Origin of the sequence: Paraburkholderia ginsengisoli NBRC 100965 (genome assembly GCF_000739735.1) — a bacterium.
Taxonomy (GTDB): domain Bacteria; phylum Pseudomonadota; class Gammaproteobacteria; order Burkholderiales; family Burkholderiaceae; genus Paraburkholderia; species Paraburkholderia ginsengisoli.
Genome location: NZ_BBJF01000017.1, coordinates 138,775 through 156,646, shown reverse-complemented (window position 1 = coordinate 156,646; position 17,872 = coordinate 138,775). Strand labels below are relative to the sequence as shown.

Sequence of the window (17,872 nt, the reverse complement as noted above, 5' to 3'; positions counted from 1 at the left end):
ATCCAAGTGAGGGATGAAAAAATGAAATCGTTACCACTTCTCGTCGTGACTGCCGCTACCTTGACCGCCTGTGCGAACGCACCGATGCCGCCGAACGCGCAAACGGTCGGCGAAAGTCAGCAGCCGGTCTCCGCGGTCTGGCAATGTATCGCCCAGAGATGGGCGGACCGCTCGCAACAGCAAGTCATATCGCAGGTAATCGTGGCGAACAATCAGGCGATGGACGTCTATGTTCCGGGGCAGCAGCCTCCGAATGGCGCGGCCGCGCTCGTGCGGCCTTCGTGGTCGGGCAACAGCAAGACGTGGGTTGGCTTTCGTCCAGGGGCCGGCGGCGGTGGCGATGCCAGCGCGGGCGCGGCTGACATTAACGCCTGCCTGTAAGGCGGCCACCCTCAGCGTTTCTGACCACGCGGGCTTTCGTTCGCAGCGAAGCCGGCGGGCCATCGGCATGTCCGCGCGCGGCGGCGATGGCGAAACGAATGCCGCCGTCGCGAGAAACGCACCGGCATTTCGGTTCCAGGGAGGCCATTTGAGGCGCGGACGCGAATCGCCCGGGCTGCGCTGCGCTATGGCGTGATGTTGCCGGAAACTGTCGATTGCGCCAGTGGTCGATCTCGCATGAGAACGGGACAATCCTTCGCGACACCCCACGCACAAGGAGCTTCATATGTCCCCGGTCTCAGCCGTTCCGGCCGCCGATAGCGCTGCCGCGCTCGAGCATTTCAGTACGCTACTGTCCTTTGAAACAGATTGCGCCGACGTCCACGCGGCACTGGCGAGCGACGATCCGCTGTCGGTCGATTTCGTCCTGCTCGACGTGCGTGGCCCGGCGCTTTTCGGCGGCGGCCATGTGCCCGGCGCCGTGAACCTTCCGCACGGCAAGATCGTGGCGTCGAAGCTCGCCGACTACCCGCCCGATACGCTGTTCGTCACCTATTGCGCGGGCCCTCACTGCAACGGCGCAACGCGTGCCGCGATAAGACTCGCTCGACTCGGCCGCCCGGTCAAGATCATGACCGGCGGTGTGACAGGCTGGCTCGATGAGGGTTTTCCGCTAACCACGGCCTTTGGCGAGTGAGCGACGGCGCGAGTCTCGACCCCGTCCATGAAGCATTGCGGTCGCAGTCGTCCCGCCGAATCGCTCCGCGCTACGCCCCCGGTGCGACCGACGCGCCAACGATCCCATGCCGGGTCAGCGCGTCGGCCACGAATCCCGACGCCTTCATCGCTTCGACAAACTGGCTCAGCACATTCGCCGCAGCGGCCCCGCGACTCTTTGGGGTGCCCATCGCCTGCTGGATCACCATGAATCGCTCGTCGAGCAACCGCAGCCCGGTGGTTTGTCGCGCATCGGCTTCGAGCTGTTGCTTGACGCCCGCAGCCACTTCCAGCGTCTGGTCGAGGAACGTTTGCACGACAGCCGGCGACGTCGGTGCGCGGACGATTTGCGCCGCCTTCAGCTCGCGCGTGAGGAACAGGTCGTAAGCGCTGCCCTTGCCGACGGCGACGCGGTTATGCGCCTGATCGACATGCTGGTTCGCTCTGACGGGCGAATCGTCGCGTACGAGATAGAAGCCTTCGATCAACACGTACGGCGCCGTGAAAGCGATGGCCTCCGCGCGCAACGGATCGACGGCGAAGAAGCCGATATCGGCGCGCTCCTCGCTCACAGCCTGGACCGATTTGCCTGCCGCATCGAAGACCACCAGCTCCAGGTCGACGCCGAGCTTCGCGGCGAACGCCCGCGCCAGGTCGACCGACACGCCGAACGGCTCGCCGGAGTCGGGACGCCGGTTGGCCAGGATCGGATTGCCGAGATTGATCGACGCGCGCAGCCTGCCGCTCGGCGTGAAGGCGGCGACAACGGACGCTGGGATGTTCATGACTGCTCCGGTCGCGACCGCCATTCTCGATGCGGTCTGAGGGTTCAGGAAGCTCGCTAATGCGGGACAGCATAACGGCTCCGCCGCCCACGGTGGCGGGCCGCGCTCGTCTCGTCGGCCCACTCCCTTTCTGTTACGCTGACGCGATTCTTACGAAAGCAATGAAATGCCGGCTCCAGTGAAAGAAGTCAGGTGGCATAAAGTAAGGAGTCAGGAACACCATCGTTTCCAGATTGTATGGTTAACACCAATTTATCCGTAAACGAACAAAAAGGAACATCGATTCTGTTGTTTTGATTTCCTTTCAGAAAAAACCGGCCGCGCTCGCTGCGCGCCCGAACGCCAGGGAATCACGCAGGACCAGGCAACGAAACCACGGCGCCAGGAACCCGCAACACGATCACGCACCACGCCTGTTTGCCGCGACAGGCATCCGCAGCACCGGAGACGCACTTAGAACAAGGAGAGCGATTTGGTCTTGGAACTGGAGCGGGTGACAGTCGTTTCGGGCGCCCAGACGCATCTGTACGGCGTCGATCTGCGGCTCGTCCCCGGCGCGATCAACGTGCTGCTCGGGCCGACGCAAGCCGGCAAGACCACCCTGATGCGCGTGATGGCCGGACTCGACCGCCCGGCGTCGGGACGCGTGCTGGCCGACGGCCACGACGTGACCGGCGTCAGCGTGAGGCAGCGCAACCTCGCGATGGTCTATCAGCAGTTCATCAACTATCCGGCGATGACGGTGTTCGACAACATCGCGTCCCCGCTGCAACTGCAAAAGCTGCCCGCCGACGAAGTCAAACGGCGCGTGCACGAAGTCGCCGCCAAACTCCATATCGATCACCTGCTGCAACGGCGCCCAAGCGAACTGTCCGGCGGCCAGCAGCAGCGTTGCGCGCTGGCGCGGGCGCTGGTCAAGCGCTCGTCGCTGGTGCTGCTCGATGAGCCGCTCGTCAATCTCGACTACAAGCTGCGCGAGGAACTGCGCGTCGAACTGGCGACGCTGTTCGCGGACGGCAAGACCACCGTGGTCTACGCGACCACCGAGCCGCTCGAAGCGCTACTGCTCGGCGGCTATACGGCGATCGTCGACAAGGGCCGCGTGTTGCAGCACGGCCCGACGCTCGACGTGTACAACGCGCCCGCCAACGTCGACGTCGCGGCAGTGTTTAACGATCCGCCGATGAACATGCTGGTGAGCGACCTCACCGGCGACGGCACCGCGCGCCTGCCGATCGGCATCGACGTGCCGCTCGAACGGGCCAGCATGCACGCGGTGCGCGGCGACGACACGTTCCGCATCGGCATCCGGCCCGGCCATCTGCGGCTCGCGCCGCGCACCGAGCGCTCGGTGGCGGTGCCGTGCCGGCTCGAACTGGCCGAACTGAGCGGCTCCGAAACTTACCTGCATCTGCACACGCAACAGGGCGGCGTCGATCTGGTCGCGCAACTGCAAGGCGTGCATCAGATCGATCTCGGCACGCAACTGAACGTGTACATCGACCCCGACGAGCTGTTCGTGTTCGGCGCGGACACGAAGCTGCTGTCCGGCCCGGAGGCAGCTCATGGCGCGCATTGAGTTCCAGAATCTCGCGCACGCGTACGCCCCCCACCCCGCGACGCTCGACGACTACGCATTGCAGCCGATGAGCATGGTCTGGGAAGACGGCGGCGCGTATGCGCTGCTCGGGCCGTCCGGTTGCGGCAAGTCCACGCTGTTGAACATCGTGTCGGGCCTCGTCAAGCCGTCGGAGGGCAAGGTGCTGTTCGACGGACGCGACATCACCGCGCTGAGTCCGCGGGAGCGCAACATCGCCCAGGTGTTCCAGTTCCCGGTGATCTACGACACGATGAGCGTGTTCGACAACCTCGCGTTTCCGCTGCGCAACCGCAAGATGGCGGCGCGCGACGTCGAGCGGCGCGTGCATGAAGTGGCGGAGATTCTCGACATGACGCGCGAATTGCCGCGCAAGGCGAACAATCTGTCGGCGGACGCGAAGCAGAAGATCTCGCTCGGGCGCGGCCTCGTGCGCAAGGACGTCGCCGCGATCCTGTTCGACGAACCGTTGACGGTGATCGATCCGCACATGAAGTGGATTTTGCGTCGTCAGTTGAAGAAGATCCATCAGCAACTGAAGCTCACGCTGATCTACGTGACGCACGATCAGGTCGAGGCGCTGACCTTCGCCGATGAAGTCGTCGTGATGACGAACGGCCGCGTCGTGCAGAAGGGCGGGCCGGACGCGCTGTTCCTGCGGCCCGACCATACCTTCGTCGGCTATTTCATCGGCAGTCCGGGGATGAACCTCTGTCCGGTCGATCTCGACGCGGACGGCATCCGGGTCGGCGCGCAGCATCTGCGGCTCGATCCGCACACGCTCGATACGCTGAAGCACGCGAACGGCACGCTGACGCTCGGGATTCGCCCGGAGTTCGTGCGCGTGGTCAGCGACGGCGAGCCGGGCGCGGTGAAGGCGCAGGTGCTGCGCGTGCAGCAGCTCGGCAATTACCAACTGGTCACCGCGCAATGCGACGGCCACACGTTCAGGGCCAAGCTCGAACCGCATTTGCGCGTGGATGAAGCCGCGGTCTGGTTGAAGCTGGCCGCGCCGGAAACGGTCTTCTTCAGCAACGACGAAAGGATCGTGCGATGAACAAGCCCGTCAACCAGAAGGCCTGGCTGCTGGTGGTGCCGGTGTTCATCTGCGTCGCGTTCTCCGCGATCCTGCCGCTGATGACGGTGGTCAATTATTCGGTGCAGGACATCATCAGTCCGACGCAGCATGTGTTCGTCGGCACCGAGTGGTTTCGCGCGATCATCAACGACGCCGATCTGCGTGGCGCGCTCGGGCGGCAGATTATTTTTTCCGCGTGCGTGCTGCTGTTCGAGATTCCGCTCGGCGTGGGTCTCGCGCTGGCGATGCCGGCGTCCGGCTGGCGCGCATCGGCGTCGCTGGTCGTGCTGGCCATGCCGCTGCTGATTCCCTGGAACGTGGTCGGCACGATCTGGCAGATTTTCGGGCGTCCGGATATCGGTCTGCTCGGTTATGCGTTGAATCGCGCGGGCATCGAATACAACTACACGGCCAGTCCCGCCGCCGCGTGGATCACGGTGCTCGTGATGGACATCTGGCACTGGACGCCGCTCGTCGCGCTGCTCTGCTATGCGGGTTTGCGCGCGATTCCCGATGCGTTCTACCAGGCCGCCGAAATCGACGGCGCCAGCCGCTTCGCGGTGTTCCGCTACATCGAATTGCCGAAGATGCGCGGCGTGCTGATGATCGCGGTGCTGCTGCGCTTCATGGACAGCTTCATGATCTATACCGAACCGTTCGTGCTGACAGGCGGCGGACCGGGCGACTCGACCACGTTTCTCTCGCAGTACCTGACCCAAAAGGCGGTCGGCCAGTTCGACCTCGGTCCGGCGGCCGCGTTCTCGCTGATCTACTTTTTGATCATCCTGTTGCTGTGCTTCATTCTCTACAACTGGATGGAGCGTGTGGGCAAGGGCGGACCGGCCACGACTGGAGACGACCATGCGCAATAACCGCTGGATGCGCGTCGTCGTGCTTTCGGTGTACATCCTGTTCGCGCTGATCCCACTCTACTGGATGCTGTCCATCTCGCTGCGCACGAACGAAGAGACGATGTCGGCATTCGCGATCTGGCCGCATCACGTGACCTTCGACAACTACAAGGTCATCTTCACCGACCCGTCGTGGTACTGGGGCTATATCAACTCGATCATCTACGTGCTGATGAACACGGTGATGTCGGTGCTGGTCGCGCTGCCGGCAGCGTACGCGTTTTCGCGCTATCGCTTTCTCGGCGACAAGCACATGTTCTTCTGGCTGCTCACCAACCGGATGACACCGCCCGCCGTGTTCCTGCTGCCGTTCTTTCAGCTCTATTCGAGCGTCGGGCTGATGGACACGTATATCGCGGTGGCGCTCGCGCACATGCTGTTCAACGTGCCGCTCGCGGTGTGGATTCTCGAAGGCTTCATGTCGGGGGTGCCGCGCGAAATCGACGAAACCGCATACATCGACGGTTATACGTTCCCCGCGTTCTTCGTGAAGATCTTCCTGCCGCTGATCAAGTCGGGCGTCGGCGTCACCGCGTTCTTCTGCTTCATGTTCAGCTGGGTCGAGCTGCTGCTCGCGCGCACGCTCACGACCGTCAACGCGAAGCCGATTGCCGCCGTGATGACGCGCACGGTGTCGGCGGCGGGGATGGACTGGGGCGTGCTGTCGGCGGCGGGCGTGCTGACCATCGTGCCGGGCGCGCTCGTCATCTACTTCGTGCGCAATTACATCGCGAAGGGCTTTGCGATGGGGAGAGTCTGATGCTCACGTGGATGTACTGGACGCCCGAGGTCGCGATATTTTTCGGCTGCATCGTGCTGATGCTGGCGGGTATGACCGTTTGGGAACTCCGCTCGCCGACCATCGAAAGGAAAGGATTCCTGCCGATAGCCACCACGCGCGGCGACCGGCTGTTCATCGGGCTGCTGATCGCCGCTTACATCAATCTTGCGTGGATCGGCGTCAGCGCGGAAAACGCGAGCGCGTGGCCGGGCTTCGCGGTATCGATGCTCGTGCTGCTGATCGTCATGTGGAAGGGTTGAGCGGCGTTGGGTTCCGAAGACTTGCGTATCTGGACAGACCGGTTCCGTTGATGCCCCGGGCGGACGCCGGCAGTTGATGCAAGGGGTGCTCAGAGAACTGGAGACAGCCATGCAACAGAGGAGACGGATCGTCACGCTCGCCGTGGCAGGCGTCGTCGCGACAGGCTTCACGAGCCACGCCGCGATTGCCGGCACGACCGAAGCGCAGAAGTGGGTGGATAGCGAGTTCCAGCCGAGCACGCTGTCGAAGCAGCAGCAGATGGACGAGATGAAGTGGTTCATCGACACCGGCGCGAAGCTGAAAGCAGCGGGCGTGAAGGAAGTGCACGTGGTGTCCGAAACGCTCGACACGCACATGTACGAATCGAAGACGCTCGCGAAGGCGTTCACCGAGATCACCGGCATTCCAGTCAAGCACGACATCATTCAGGAAGGCGACGTCGTCGAGAAATTGCAGACGTCGATGCAGTCCGGCCAGAGCATTTACGACGGCTGGATTTCGGACTCCGATCTGATCGGCACGCACTACCGCTACGGCGTGATCATGCCGCTGTCCGACTATATGGCGGGCGAAGGCAAGCAGTACACGAATCCGGGGCTCGATGTGAAGGATTTCATCGGCACGAGTTTCACGACCGCGCCGGACAAGAAGCTCTATCAGTTGCCCGACCAGCAGTTCGCGAATCTCTACTGGTTCCGCGCCGACTGGTTCGCGCGCAAGGACCTGCAGGACAAGTTCAAGGCGAAGTACGGCTACGATCTCGGCGTGCCGGTGAACTGGTCCGCGTATGAGGACATTGCCGAGTTCTTCACGAACGACGTGAAGAATATCGACGGCGAGAAGGTCTACGGCCATATGGACTACGGCAAGAAAGACCCGTCGCTCGGATGGCGCTTTACCGATGCGTGGCTGTCGATGGCGGGCGAGGCCGACAAGGGCATCCCTAACGGCATGCCGGTCGACGAATGGGGCATTCGCGTGACGCCCGACGGCTGCCATGCGGTGGGCGCGTCGGTCAGCCGTGGCGGCGGCACCAACAGTCCGGCCGCGGTCTTCGCGACCACCAAGTACATCGACTGGCTGAAGAAGTACGCGCCGCCCGAAGCGTCGGGGATGACCTTCAACGAAGCGGGGCCGGTGCCCGCGCAAGGCCGGATCGCGCAGCAGATCTTCTGGTACAGCGCGTTCACTGCGTCAATGCTCAAGCCCGGCAACGTCACCAACGCGGACGGCACGCCGAAGTGGCGGATGGCGCCGTCGCCGCACGGCCCGTACTGGAAGGACGGCATGCAGAACGGCTATCAGGACGTCGGCTCGTGGACGTTCTTCAAGTCGACGCCGCCGAACCAGCGCGCCGCCGCGTGGTTGTACGCGCAGTTCGTCACGTCGAAGACGGTGTCGCTGAAGAAGTCGATTGTCGGGCTCACGTTCATTCGCGACTCGGACATTCATAGCGACTTCTTCACGAAGAACGCAGACAAGTACGGCGGCCTGATCGAGTTTTATCGCAGCCCGGCGCGCGTCGCGTGGACGCCAACCGGCAACAACGTGCCTGACTATCCGAAGATGGCGCAACTCTGGTGGAAGAACGTCGCGACGGCGGTGGCCGGCGAAAAGACCCCGCAGGCCGCGATGGACAATCTGGCGAAGGAAATGGACCAGGTGCTCGGCCGCTTGCAGCGCGCGGGGATGAAGGTCTGCGCGCCGGAGTTGAATGCGGAAAGCGATGCGGCGAAGTGGCTGTCGGATCAGCACGCACCGTGGAAGAAGCTGGGCAACGAAAAGCCGAAGGGCGAGACGGTCAAGTACGACCAGTTGCTGACGGCGTGGAAGCAGGGGAAGGTGCGGTAATCGACGCGGTAACGCAAGAGGGTTTGAAGCGGGCGGCCTGTGCAGGCCGCCCGTTTTTTATTCGGTCACGCGCGTCGATCTAGAAGCGGTTGATCATGCCGAACTGCACGCCGCGCACACTCGCGCCCGGCCACGACGGCGTGAGGCCCGTGACGTTCACGCCTTTGAGCGTGAATTCGGCGTCGCCGTGATTTCGCAACCAGCCCGCGCTTGCGTACAGCAGCACGCGTTTGGACAGGTCGTATTCGCAGGCCGCGCTGAACTGATCGGCATTGTCGTCACCGCCCGAGCGGTCGCGCAAATAGGTGTAACCGAGCGACGCGCGCAGGCGTCCACTGACCGCGTAGCGCGCCGACACCGATACACCGTCGTTGTGATAGCGCGGCGTGCCGCCGTCGCCATTGAAGAACGACAGGAAGCCGGTGACCGGTCCGTACACGTACGACACGCCGCCGAGGTTGGCGCGCAACGCGCCGTCGCCGTGCGTCTGCTGATGCGCGTAGGAAATGCGGAACGGCCCGTTGCGCCACGCGACGGTTTCGATGTGGCCGGCAAGGCCGTTGCCGTCGCCGTCGGCCGCGTCGCGCAGCGAGGCCATTAACGTCGTCGAGAAGCCGTGGAATTCGGGCGACAGATACGTGATCGCGTTGCTCTCGTACGGCGTAATCTTCGAGAGATTGTCGAGCCCCGAGGCGATCGTACCCGCGCCGAACGCGTCGAGCTGGCCCTTGAACGGGATGTAGATCGGTGAGTATTGACGGCCGACGCGCACAGTGCCGTAGGGCGTCGACGCGCCGATCCACGCCTGGCGATTGAAGATCGTATCGGCGACGGCGAGCGTGCCGTTGCCCGAGCTGAAACCGTTCTCCAGGTCGAACAGGATCTTGACGCCGTTGCCGATGTCTTCCGCGCCACGCAAGCCGAAGCGCGAGCCGCGATAGGCGCCGGAGTCCATGCGCGCCACGTAGCCCGCACCGGGGTTGGTGATTTCGATGCTGGTGTCGAGCGCGCCGTACAGTGTGACCGAGCTCTGCGCGTGGGCCGTCACGGCGTGCGCCGCGAACACGGCCAGCATCGCCGACGTGCGCCGCGCGAGCCGGCCCAATGAGTTCGGCGCGTTGCGTGAGGATTCGCGTTCGCGAGAGCCGCGCGATGCGCCGTAGCGTACCGGGAGCGCCAGTGGTGAATGTTTCATATGGGCAGAGAGAATACCGCATGCGATGCGACGCTGGGATCGCACGAGAAGCTCGCATGAAAAACGGCATGCCCGACTTGTAGCTTGGTCGGCGGCATGCCGTTGACAGGGTTGCACGCGCTGAAGCGCCAGAGAATGTACCGCGCTTCAGGCTCTCGCGCCGCGCGTTATCGCGGCAGCGCGTAGGCGATCACGTAATCGCCGCGATCCGGCGACTGACGCGCGCCGCCCGCCGAGATCACGATGTACTGCCGGCCATTGAGCTCGTAGCTCATCGGCGTGCCCTGGCTACCCACCGGCAGGCGGGCCTTCCAGACTTCCTTGCCGGTCGAACTGTCGAACGCGCGCAGGTAGTAATCCTGGGTCGCGGCGAAGAACACGAGACCGCCGCCGGTGCTCAGCGAGCCGCCGATCGTCGGCATCCCGATCGGGGTCGGCATGTGCATCTGCACGCCGGCGAGGCGCGTGTCGCGCACCGTGCCGAGCGGCACTTGCCACGCGATGCTGCGCGTCTTCAGGTCGATGGCCGTCAGGCTGCCGAACGGCGGCTTCTGGCAAGGGATGCCGAGCGGCGAGAAGAAGCGGTCCTTGGTCACCGAGTACGGCGTGCCGCCGAGCGGCACCGCGCCCATGCCCGCGTTCACCGCTTCGTTGCCGTCCGACTTGCCGCCGCGATTCTCTTCCTTGACGAGGTGCACCCACAGACCGAGTCGCATGTCGTTCACGAAGATCATGCCCGCGTCCGGATCGTACGACAGGCCGCCCCAGTTCATCCCGCCGAGCGAGCCGGGGAAGCTCAGCGACGTGTCGGTATCGGGCGCGGTGAACAGTCCGTCATAACGCATGCCGTGGAAAGCGATCCGGCACATCATCTGGTCGACCGGCGTCATCCCCCACATGTCGGCGCCCTTCAGCACTTCCGCGCCGATCTGCGGCATGCCGACCGACACCGGCTGGGTCTTCGCATACGGCTCGCCCGGGATCGTCGCGGTCTTCACCGGCTGTTCGATCACCTTCGTCAGCGGCTTGCCGGTCAGACGGTCGAGCACGAACAACTGGCCCATCTTCGTGCCGACGACGAGCGCCGGCACCGTCTTGCCGTCGACCGGGAAGTCGATCAGCGTCGGTTGCATCGGCACGTCGTAGTCCCACAGATCGTGGTGGACGGTCTGGTAATGCCACTTCTCGGCGCCCGTCGTCGCGTCGAGCGCGAGAATCGACGCGCCGTACGACTCGTCGAGCGCGGTGCGCTTCGCGCCCCACAGATCGATCGCCGCATTGCCGACCGGCATGTACACCGTGTTCGACGCCGCGTCATAGGACATCGGCGCCCACACGTTGGGCGTCGAGCGCACGAACGTCTTGCCCGCTGACGGAGCCTGCTTGTCCTGCGGATTGCCCGGATCGAACGCCCACTTCATCGCGCCCGTGATCACGTCGAAGCCGCGGATCACGCCGCCCGGCATGTCGAGCGACACGTTGTCGGCGACGCGGCCGCCCACGACGATGGTCGTGCCCGCGACGGTCGGCGGCGAGGTCAGCTCATAGAGCGGATCCGCTGCGTTGCCCAGGCCGGCCTTCAGGTCGATCACGCCGTTCTCGCCGAAGTCCGCGCACAGCTTGCCCGTGTCCGCGTCGAGCGCGACGAGCTTCGCGTCGATCGTGTTCATGAAGATGCGGCGACGGCACGCGGCCTGATCGGCCGGCAGCGCAACCGGCGTGACCGGTGTCGAACCGCTGACGCCCGGCTGCTGCACCGGCTTCGTCGTATCGAAGTACGCGAGGCCGCGGCAACGCACCCACACGGTCGTCTTGCTCGGGAATTCATGACGCCACTTCTCGTGACCGCTCGCGGCGTCGAGCGCGATCACCGTGTTGTGCGGCGAGCACACGAACAGCGTGTCGCCGATCTGCAACGGCGTTTCCTGGTCTTCCGCGCCGCCGCCGGCCGGGCTGAGCGGCACGTCGCCGGTGTGGAAGGTCCACGCGACCTGCAGGTCCTTCACGTTGTCGCGATTGATTTGCGGCAGACCCACGAAACGGTCGCCGCCGGCCGAGTGTCCGTATGCGGACCAGTCGCCGGCGCCGGCGTGGTTCCTCGCGAGCGGGGTGTTCGACTCGGTGCCGAACGTCCCGTGCGGAATGAACATGCCGTACACGAACAGCGCGTTGCAGGCCAGCAGCACAAGGCCGACCGTCCACGCCGCGGCCTTCGCGGGGCTCTTGCCCTCGAAGCGGCGCAGTGCCGGATAGACGGGCGCGAGCAGCATGGCGATCATCGTGAACATGAAGATGCGCGTCTGCAGCGGCCAGAAGTCGATACCGCTTTCCCACACGGCCCACAGCGCGGTTGCGATGACCGCGATCATGAGGATCACGTAGGCGTTCGAGCGGCGTCGCGCAAACTGGATGCCGGTCACGCAGAGAGCGAGGCCTATCAGCAGGTAATACCAGGAGCCGCCGCGGGCGATGAGCACGCCGCCGCCAATTGCGAAATACAGGCCGAGCAGGAGGCCCAGCGCACCCACGACGGACAGACCGACGCGGGCCGCCGTCGATGGTGGCTTAGTTTGAGTTTGCTTGGACATTGCTTGTCTTCATAAATACGCAAAAATGAGCGCATGCAAACGGCCGCCTGAAGTGGGCGGCGTGCATGGGCCTGGTCGTGAAGCCGGGGCGCTGGGCTCCGGCGGTGATGAATCGGCTCGTGCAGGAAACCGGTCAGGGCTTCCGGAGTGGTCTAGCTAGTTCATCGCGCGCGGCAACGAATACCTTGGGCTAGGAGAGCGCCCGTCCGCGCCGTGGCACCGGATCGAGGCGAGCCACCGCCTGTGATTTCGTGGATGCCTGGGCGCGCATTGCTTTGCGTCGCACGCCGGATCGGACACGTGGGTTGCTCGCGGAGAACAACCGAAGCCGGGTGTGGGCGCGGTCTCCGCAACCAGTGACACGTTGACGCGAGTCAATCACCCCGGCGGCGTTTTGTGCTAGCAACTAACTAGTTCGTACATTTTAATACAAACGGAGAATTGACGTCTGCCAACGCGGCCGGACCGTTTGTTGAGGGACGTGAAGCCTATTCTCGGCGTTATCTGTCTGAAATTTTTATCTGAAATTGCAAGCATCGATTCCATATTTTTAACGATCTGGTTAGCCTGGCACTCCGCGTGTCATGGTCCAGTCGATCAACTCCCGCCACCTTCCGGCGCGATTTCCGATCTCCGGTAACATCGCGCCATGCACAATCACCTTGTCGTCGCGCTGGCTTACGACCGGCTCTGCACCTTCGAATTCGGCTGCGTGACCGAACTGTTCGCGCTCGAACGTCCCGAACTCGGCATCGACTGGTATCGCTTCGCGGTCTGTGCGGGCGAAGCCGGTCCGATCCGCGCGGCGGGCGGTATCACGATCGCCGCGCCGTACACGCTCGAACTGCTGGAACAGGCCGACACCATCGTCGTCCCCGGCTGGCGCGACGCGGACGAAGTGCCGCCCGAACCGCTGCTAGAAAAGATTCGCGCCGCCTACGAGCGCGGCGCGCGTTTGTGTTCGATCTGTTCCGGCGTGTTCGTGCTCGCGGCCGCGGGCGTGCTCGACGGCAAGACCGTCACGACCCACTGGCGCTACGCTGAAAAATTGCAGCAGCGCTATCCGCAGTTGAGCGTGCGGCCGGATGCGCTCTATGTCGACGCAGGGCGGATCATCACGTCGGCGGGATCGGCGGCGGGGCTCGATATGCTGCTGCATCTGGTGCGCCGCGATCATGGCGGCGCGGTGGCGAATCGGGTCGCGCAGCGCCTCGTGGTGCCGCCGCATCGCGAGGGCGGGCAGGCGCAGTTCGTGCCGCGTCCGATGCCGCAGGACGACAGCGGCCGTCTCGCGAAGCTGATGGACTGGGTGCGCGGTCATCCGGCTGCGCCGCACACGCTGCGCTCGCTCGCCGAGCGCGCGGCGATGAGTCCACGCACATTGCAGCGCCAGTTTCGCGACGCCACCGGCATGGCGCCGTATGAATGGGTCGTGCGCGAACGGGTGGCGATCGCGCGCGAACTGCTCGAAGCGCCGACGCCGTTGCCGATGGCGCGCGTCGCGGAGCTGGCCGGCTTCGGTTCCGAGGAATCGTTGCGGCGGCATTTCCGGCGGATCGCGCTGACGAGCCCCGGCGCGTATCGCAGGAAGTTCGGCACGCAGGACGCGGCCTGACGGTGGGCTCGCGGGGTGTGCGAGTTCACGCCGAAGCGCGTCGCGTCGCGGCTTCCCGGCCATTTGTTTGCTTCTGCGACGGTGGGTGGCGTTCGGCCTGGTTCGCGCAAGCGCCGCTTTTCTGTCAGCATCACGGCCAGCGTCCGCGCCGGCGCGCGTCGAGCGTGTCGCGCATCCGACCGTACAACGCTATATTCGAAGCGGCCCGTCGACACGCATGACCCATCGTATGCTTTGCCCATGAACGTCAGAACCGTGTTCGCCTTCGCCGTGGTTGCCGTACTGGGCGCGAGTGCCGCGCTGCTGCCGGCGTTCGCCGCGGCGCAGACGCAGCCTGCGGAATCGCGCGCCGAGCTGTATCGACGCAACCTGCTCGCGGGCAAGGACGTCGCGTGCCGCACTAACGCGTCGTGCGCGGCGCTCGGCGTGGCCGCGCTCGAAGCGGGCCGCGTGAAGGACGCGCAGTCGCTGGTCGCGATGGAAGCCGCGCTCGCCGAAGCCACGGCGATGCGGGCCGCCGAGGAGAACTCGCCGAAAGCGACCAGCTCCGCGCGGGCGCGCGTGGCGATGGCACTCGTTCATCAGGGCGACGTGCAGCAGAAGCTGGGCGCCTACTCCGACGCGCGCGCCTACTACCGGAGCGCGGTGAGCCGTGGCGACGACTATCCGAACGACGCGTTGCTCGGCCGCGCGGTGGCCGCCGCGCGTCAGCGTCTGGAGGCGATCGCGCACAAGGCCGAGGTGACGGGTATCCCGCCGGGCGGCGCACGCTTTAGCCGCTACATGTTCTTCGGCGCGTGGAACAGCATCGACGTGAAGCCGGTGAAAGGGCGGCGCGGCGTCTACCGGATCGACGGCGATTTCGTTTATCCGACCGTCAGCCCGGACGGCTTGCCGAGTGCGAACATGGGCAGCATGTCGGCGCATGTGCGTTTCTTCGACGGCGTGGCGCGCGTGCCGATGACCGATGCCGGCGGCGACGCGCCGATCGATGCCACCGCGAAGATCGCTAGCCTCGCGCCGTACGAGCAGCGCAACGACAAATGCCTGATCGAGTTCCGGCTCGCCGCGCCGGAAACGCTCGATGTGCTCACGCGGGGCTCGCCGACGGCGTGCGGTTTCGGCTTCAACGTGAGCGCCGACGGACGTTACTATCTGATGACGGGGCGGTAGCCGATGGCGGACGCTTCGCGTGCGTCGCCGTGCCGAACCGCAGCGAACCGCACCGACCCGCATCGCGCACATTGAACGGAACGCCCATGTCCGACATCGACCAGATCATCGCCAGTTTCAACGCCGGTCGCGATCCCGAACGGCTCGCGATGAAATACAAAGCCATGCGTACTTCGCCGTTCGTGTTTTTGCGCGGCACCTGTCATCTGTTCTATCAACGTTTGCCGCGCGCGCAGGTGCTCGACGACTCGCCGCCGGTGTGGATTTGCGGCGACATGCACCTCGAAAATTTCGGCAGCTACAAGGCCGACAATCGCCTGATCTACTTCGACAACAACGACTTCGACGAAGCGTGTCTCGCGCCCGCCCTGTGCGAACTGGTGCGGCTGCTCACGAGCGTGCTGGTCGGCGCGGCCGATCTCAAGCTGAGCCGCGCGCAGGCGCTGGCGCTGTGCCACACGGCGGTGGATGCGTATGGCGCGGCGCTCGCGTTCGGCAAGTCGCGCTGGATCGAAACAGAGACCGCGCTCGGCATGGTGCGCGATCTGTTCGACGCGCTCGCGAGCCGCACCCGCGCGGCGCACCTGGACCGGCGCACGGTGCTCAAGGGCAAGTCGCGCGCACTGAAAGTGGACGGCAAGAAAGCGCTGCCCGTGAACGACGAACAGCGCGCGGCCGTCACGCAGTTCATGCAGCGCTTCGCGGCGGGCGAGCCGAACCCCGACTTCTATCGCATCCTCGACGTCGCGCGGCGAATCGCGGGCACGGGCAGTCTCGGCGTGGACCGCTATGTGATTCTCGTCGAAGGCAAGGGCTCGCCGGACGGCAATTATCTGATCGACCTGAAAGAGGCGCTGCCTTCGTCGGTCGCGCCGCATCTGCGTACGCCGCAGCCGCAATGGCAGAGCGAGGCGCAGCGCGTCGTCGAAGTTCAGCGGCGCAATCAGGCGGTCTCGCAGGCGTTTTTGCATGCGGTCGATTTCAATCAGCGCTCGTACGTGCTGCGCAGTTTGCAGCCCTCCGAAGACCGCGTCGCGTTGAGCGACTGGAACGGCAAACTGCCGCGGCTCGAAGCGGTGATCAACAGCATGGCCGAGTTGAGCGCGTGGGCGCACCTGCGCAGCGGCGGCCGGCAGAGGTCGTCGATCGCCGACGAGCTGATCGCCTTCGGCAATCGCACGGACTGGCAGATGCCGCTGATCGAACTCGCGACGCAATCCGCGACGCAGGTCGCGGCGGACTGGAAAGCGTATTGCGAGGCTTACGATCGCGGTGCGTTCGACTTGCCGTTGGCGCAGAAACGCTAAGCGGCGGCGACCACGCCGACCGCGTCCAATCCCACATCCATGCGCCTCGCATCACCGCGCCGCGCATGCCAGCCGCGCTCCAGACAAACCCTGATTGCTGCGGTGAATCAGCCGCTGCTATCGTTCGCTGGTCCGTGTGGAAGCGCTTCCACTCAAGCGTTTAAGAAGCTGAAGCGACGCTTTCCGACACCGGTTCAACGAACTCAGCGCAGGAGAATCCGTGGCAAACGACGCATCCGCAGTACTCGATCCCATTTCCGCCGACTCGCTCGCCGATCCCTTCACGCCGCCGGCGGATTCGTCGCTGTGGCGCAAGAACTTTCTGCTCGGCGCGGCCACCGCCGCCTATCAGATCGAAGGCGCGGTGCAGGAAGACGGCCGCCTGCCGTCCATCTGGGACACCTTCTCCGCGATGCCCGGCAAGGTGCTGGCCGGTGACACGGGCGCCGTTGCCTGCGACCACTACCATCGCTGGGAAGCGGACGTCGATCTGCTCGCGGGGCTCGGCCTCGAAGGCTACCGGCTGTCGATCGCATGGCCGCGCGTGATGGACGCGGCGGGCGTGCCGAACCGCAAAGGCATCGACTTCTACAAGCGTCTGCTCGCGCGTCTGAAAGAGAAGGGCATCACGACGTTCGTCACGCTGTATCACTGGGATTTGCCGCAGCACCTGGAAGACCGCGGCGGCTGGCTCAACCGCGACACCGCCTACCGTTTCGCCGACTACGCCGACCTGATGAGCCGCGAACTGGCCGGCTCGGTCGACGCATGGGCGACGCTGAACGAGCCGTGGTGCTCCGCGTATCTCGGCTACGGCAACGGCCACCACGCGCCGGGCCTCGCGAACGGCCGCTTCGCGACCCAGGCGATGCACCATCTGCTGCTCGCGCACGGTCTCGCGGTGCCGGCGTTGCGCGCCAACGACCCGCGCTCGCAAAAGGGCATCGTCGCGAACATCGGGCGCGGCACGGCCAACAGCGACAGCGCCGCCGATCAACGCGCCGCGCATCTGTTCGAGGTGCAGCACAACGCGTGGATTCTCGATCCGCTGCTCAAGGGCGAGTACCCGCGCGAGCTGTTCGAACTGTGGCCGGGCACCGAGCCGCTTGTGCTCGACGGCGATCTGAAGACGATTTCCGCGCCGCTCGACTTCCTCGGCATCAACTATTATTTCCGCACCAACGTCGCGAGCGACGGCGCGCATGGCTTCACGGAAGTGCCGCTCGAAGGCGTCGAGCGCACGCAGATGGGCTGGGAGGTGTACCCCGAAGGCTTGCGCGATCTGCTGACCGGTTTCAAGGAGACCTACGCAAATCTGCCGCCGGTCTACATCACCGAGAACGGCATGGCCTCGGACGATCAGGTCACCGATGGCCGTGTCGACGACAGCCAGCGCATCTCGTTCCTCAAACGTCATCTCGCGGCGGTCGACGAGGCGATCAAGGCGGGCGTCGAGATTCGCGGCTATTTCCTGTGGTCGCTGATGGACAACTTCGAGTGGGCGTTCGGCTACGAGCGGCGCTTCGGCATCGTGCATGTCGATTACGCGACGCAGAAGCGCACGATCAAACGCAGCGCGGAACTGGTCGCGAAGTTTTTGAAGGAGCGTAAGGCAAGGGCGTAGCGATAAGG

15 protein-coding genes are annotated in these 17,872 nt (G+C 64.8%); 12 read left to right on the top strand and 3 right to left on the bottom strand.

Going from position 1 to position 17,872, the window contains the following annotated elements:
- Nucleotides 1-21 precede the first annotated feature (21 nt).
- The gene (locus BGI01S_RS22420; protein WP_042328227.1) at nt 22-381 is read left to right on the top strand and encodes a hypothetical protein; all 360 of its coding nucleotides are present in this window, start codon (nt 22-24) and stop codon (nt 379-381) included.
- A gap of 286 nt (nt 382-667) precedes the next feature.
- Complete coding sequence (locus tag BGI01S_RS22415) at nt 668-1,078, top strand: rhodanese-like domain-containing protein (protein WP_042328226.1); 411 nt, start codon at nt 668-670, stop codon at nt 1,076-1,078.
- A 70-nt stretch (nt 1,079-1,148) separates the two neighbouring features.
- On the opposite strand, the gene BGI01S_RS22410 is transcribed toward BGI01S_RS22415, so the two are convergent.
- Nucleotides 1,149-1,883 carry an ABC transporter substrate-binding protein gene (locus tag BGI01S_RS22410; protein WP_042328308.1) on the bottom strand — a complete coding sequence of 245 codons (735 nt, stop codon included), beginning with the start codon at nt 1,881-1,883 and terminating at the stop codon, nt 1,149-1,151.
- A 472-nt stretch (nt 1,884-2,355) separates the two neighbouring features.
- Between BGI01S_RS22410 and BGI01S_RS22405 the strand changes: the two genes are divergently transcribed.
- The 6 genes from BGI01S_RS22405 (at nt 2,356) to BGI01S_RS22380 (ending at nt 8,362) form a co-directional block, all read left to right on the top strand.
- Nucleotides 2,356-3,462, top strand: a complete 1,107-nt coding sequence (locus BGI01S_RS22405; protein WP_042328225.1) for an ABC transporter ATP-binding protein — start codon at nt 2,356-2,358, stop codon at nt 3,460-3,462.
- A complete protein-coding gene (locus tag BGI01S_RS22400; RefSeq protein ID WP_042328224.1) occupies nt 3,449-4,537 on the top strand; it encodes an ABC transporter ATP-binding protein in 1,089 nt (362 codons plus the stop codon). Before BGI01S_RS22405 ends, BGI01S_RS22400 begins: the two co-directional genes overlap by 14 nt.
- Complete coding sequence (locus BGI01S_RS22395) at nt 4,534-5,430, top strand: carbohydrate ABC transporter permease (protein WP_042328223.1); 897 nt, start codon at nt 4,534-4,536, stop codon at nt 5,428-5,430. The genes BGI01S_RS22400 and BGI01S_RS22395 overlap by 4 nt, the downstream gene beginning before the upstream one ends.
- Nucleotides 5,420-6,229: a carbohydrate ABC transporter permease gene (locus BGI01S_RS22390; protein WP_042328222.1), complete on the top strand. Its 810-nt coding sequence runs from the start codon at nt 5,420-5,422 to the stop codon at nt 6,227-6,229. The genes BGI01S_RS22395 and BGI01S_RS22390 overlap by 11 nt, the downstream gene beginning before the upstream one ends.
- Complete coding sequence (locus tag BGI01S_RS22385) at nt 6,229-6,510, top strand: DUF2160 domain-containing protein (RefSeq protein WP_042328220.1); 282 nt, start codon at nt 6,229-6,231, stop codon at nt 6,508-6,510. The genes BGI01S_RS22390 and BGI01S_RS22385 overlap by 1 nt, the downstream gene beginning before the upstream one ends.
- Nucleotides 6,511-6,619: 109 nt before the next feature.
- The gene (locus tag BGI01S_RS22380) at nt 6,620-8,362 is read left to right on the top strand and encodes an ABC transporter substrate-binding protein (protein ID WP_042328219.1); all 1,743 of its coding nucleotides are present in this window, start codon (nt 6,620-6,622) and stop codon (nt 8,360-8,362) included.
- Nucleotides 8,363-8,441: 79 nt separating this feature from the next.
- Here the strand turns inward: BGI01S_RS22380 and BGI01S_RS22375 are convergent, their stop codons facing one another.
- Both BGI01S_RS22375 and BGI01S_RS22370 read right to left on the bottom strand, forming a co-directional pair.
- Nucleotides 8,442-9,437: a porin gene (locus tag BGI01S_RS22375; protein WP_042328306.1), complete on the bottom strand. Its 996-nt coding sequence runs from the start codon at nt 9,435-9,437 to the stop codon at nt 8,442-8,444.
- 287 nt (nt 9,438-9,724) lie between these two features.
- Entirely contained in the window at nt 9,725-12,145 is a 2,421-nt protein-coding gene (locus BGI01S_RS22370) for a membrane-bound PQQ-dependent dehydrogenase, glucose/quinate/shikimate family (RefSeq protein ID WP_042328218.1), read from the bottom strand.
- A gap of 649 nt (nt 12,146-12,794) precedes the next feature.
- Between BGI01S_RS22370 and ftrA the strand changes: the two genes are divergently transcribed.
- The 4 genes from ftrA to BGI01S_RS22350 all read left to right on the top strand — a co-directional run bounded on the left by ftrA (nt 12,795) and on the right by BGI01S_RS22350 (nt 17,864).
- Nucleotides 12,795-13,760, top strand: a complete 966-nt coding sequence (gene ftrA / locus BGI01S_RS22365; RefSeq protein WP_042328217.1) for a transcriptional regulator FtrA — start codon at nt 12,795-12,797, stop codon at nt 13,758-13,760.
- A 240-nt stretch (nt 13,761-14,000) separates the two neighbouring features.
- Nucleotides 14,001-14,933: a tetratricopeptide repeat protein gene (locus tag BGI01S_RS22360; RefSeq protein WP_042328216.1), complete on the top strand. Its 933-nt coding sequence runs from the start codon at nt 14,001-14,003 to the stop codon at nt 14,931-14,933.
- Nucleotides 14,934-15,019: 86 nt separating this feature from the next.
- Nucleotides 15,020-16,240: a DUF2252 domain-containing protein gene (locus BGI01S_RS22355; protein ID WP_042328215.1), complete on the top strand. Its 1,221-nt coding sequence runs from the start codon at nt 15,020-15,022 to the stop codon at nt 16,238-16,240.
- A gap of 220 nt (nt 16,241-16,460) precedes the next feature.
- Nucleotides 16,461-17,864 (top strand): GH1 family beta-glucosidase, encoded by a 1,404-nt coding sequence (locus BGI01S_RS22350; protein WP_042328214.1) that lies wholly within the window; start codon nt 16,461-16,463, stop codon nt 17,862-17,864.
- Nucleotides 17,865-17,872 lie beyond the last annotated feature (8 nt).